We start from the raw sequence: 1,876 nt of genomic DNA, 5'->3' as shown, positions 1-1,876 counted from the left end.
TGCCGACTTCGGTTCCAGCGGAGCGAAGTCGTTCAAAGCGAATGTCGCCTCGACAGTAGGCGGCAAAATCGAGATTCGTCTGGATAGTCCGACCGGTACGCTTGTCGGGACGTTGAATGTCACGGCTACGGGCGGGGCGCAAACGTGGAAAGAGCTGCAGACATCGGTGAGCGGCGCAACGGGCGTGCATCGCGTATTCTTCGTATTCACCGGCGGGTCAGGCAATCTGTTTAACTTCGATTATTGGCAGTTCTCGACCGACGCGGCAGGATCGGGCTCCGGATCTGGTTCTGGTTCAGGCACGGCAACGAGAGTGGAAACCGAAAATATGACCCTTGCCGGGACCTATGCGGGCAAGACCACTTCACCTTTCTCCGGGGTAGCTTTGTATGCTAACAATGACAGTGCTGCATACGATCAGTATTTCGCCTATGATAAGCACAGTTTCTCGCTCCGCGGTGCTTCAACGAACTCCAGCACGGCCCGTGTCGATTTGCAAATCGGCGGAACAACCGTCGGCTCCTTCTACTTTACGGGCACGACGCCTACGGTTCAGACCTTGTCCAATGTGACGCACGCAACCGGAGCCACGAACGTCAAGCTGATTGTCACGACCGATAACGGAACGTGGGATGTGCTGTTGGATTATTTGGAATACACCTTGTAATTCGATTGTCTGAAAGTATAATGAATCTGCGGTGAATGGAGGCTTCTTCAGCCCTGTTCTCACCCCCCGGCCAGATGAGGCCGGGGGATTTTGCTTTATATCCAATGCACGATCGATGCGATAGAAGAGGATTCGCCAAATATTCAAACCAGACCCACAAGAAAATCTATTTATATGGAAAAGAAAGCGCTTTAATATGAGTATGGTTAACCGGATTGAATATTAATTTGGTGAAAGGAGCAAGCATGTCAGGTACCTGCTAATGACCCGATTCGACGAATAGGAACAACTAAAGGAGATGTATAAAATGAAAAGGAAGTTAGGTTCTCTTCTATTGGCCGTTGCCTTATTGCTAAGCTGCTTTCCTATGACTTCGGCCTATGCCGCCAACGCCGCGATCGCCAAGACGCCGGGCAATTCCAACCCGTTGATGGATCATAAGCTAGGGGCGGATCCGTTTGCACTGGTCTATAACGGCAGAGTTTATGTTTACATGTCAAGCGACGCGTATGTGTATAACAGCAGCGGAACGATTATAGACAATGATTTCAGCGCATTAAATAAAATCAACGTGATCTCGTCCGCCGATATGGTGAACTGGACAGACCACGGATCGATTCCGGTAGCCGGACTCAATAATGCTAACAATGGAGCAGGCATTGCCAAGTGGGCGTCACTCTCATGGGCGCCGTCCGTTGTGCGCAAAACGATCAATGGCCAGGATAAGTTTTTCCTGTACTTTGCGAATGGCGCATCGGGCATTGGGGTGCTGACCTCCAACTCACCGGTCGGGCCATGGTCGGATCCGCTGGGCAAAGCACTCGTCACGGGCAGTACGCCGGGCATGTCCGGGGTGACCTGGCTGTTCGATCCGGCTGCCTTGGTGGACGACGACGGCACCGGTTATCTGTACATGGGTGGGGGCATTCCGAATACGTCGGACGCGGCGGTCGTTGCGAATCCGAAGACGGCACGCGTCATTAAGCTGGGCGCCGATATGACCAGCCTTAACGGCAGCGCCGTCACGATTGACGCGCCGTACATGTTCGAAGACTCCGGCATTCATAAGTACAACGGCAAATACTATTACTCGTACTGCATCAACTTCTCCGGTACGCATCCGGCTGCTTATCCGACGGGCGAAATCGGCTATATGGTGAGCAGCAGTCCGATGGGGCCATTTACGTATACGGGGCATTTCCTGAAAAA

General features: G+C 52.6%; 2 protein-coding genes. Both read left to right on the top strand.

The features are described from left to right. Window positions 1-667 (top strand): carbohydrate-binding protein (locus tag PKO01S_RS28375; RefSeq protein ID WP_127534777.1); only part of this gene is annotated, 667 nt, incomplete at its 5' end. A 307-nt stretch (window positions 668-974) separates the two neighbouring features. Further along, on the top strand, window positions 975-1,876 hold a 902-nt coding region (locus PKO01S_RS28370), incomplete at its 3' end, for a family 43 glycosylhydrolase (RefSeq protein ID WP_164779834.1).

Origin of the sequence: Paenibacillus kobensis NBRC 15729 (genome assembly GCF_004000825.1) — a bacterium.
Classification (GTDB): domain Bacteria; phylum Bacillota; class Bacilli; order Paenibacillales; family Paenibacillaceae; genus Paenibacillus_T; species Paenibacillus_T kobensis.
The sequence above is the reverse complement of the archived record's forward strand: the minus strand, read 5'-3'. Positions and strand labels throughout refer to the sequence as shown.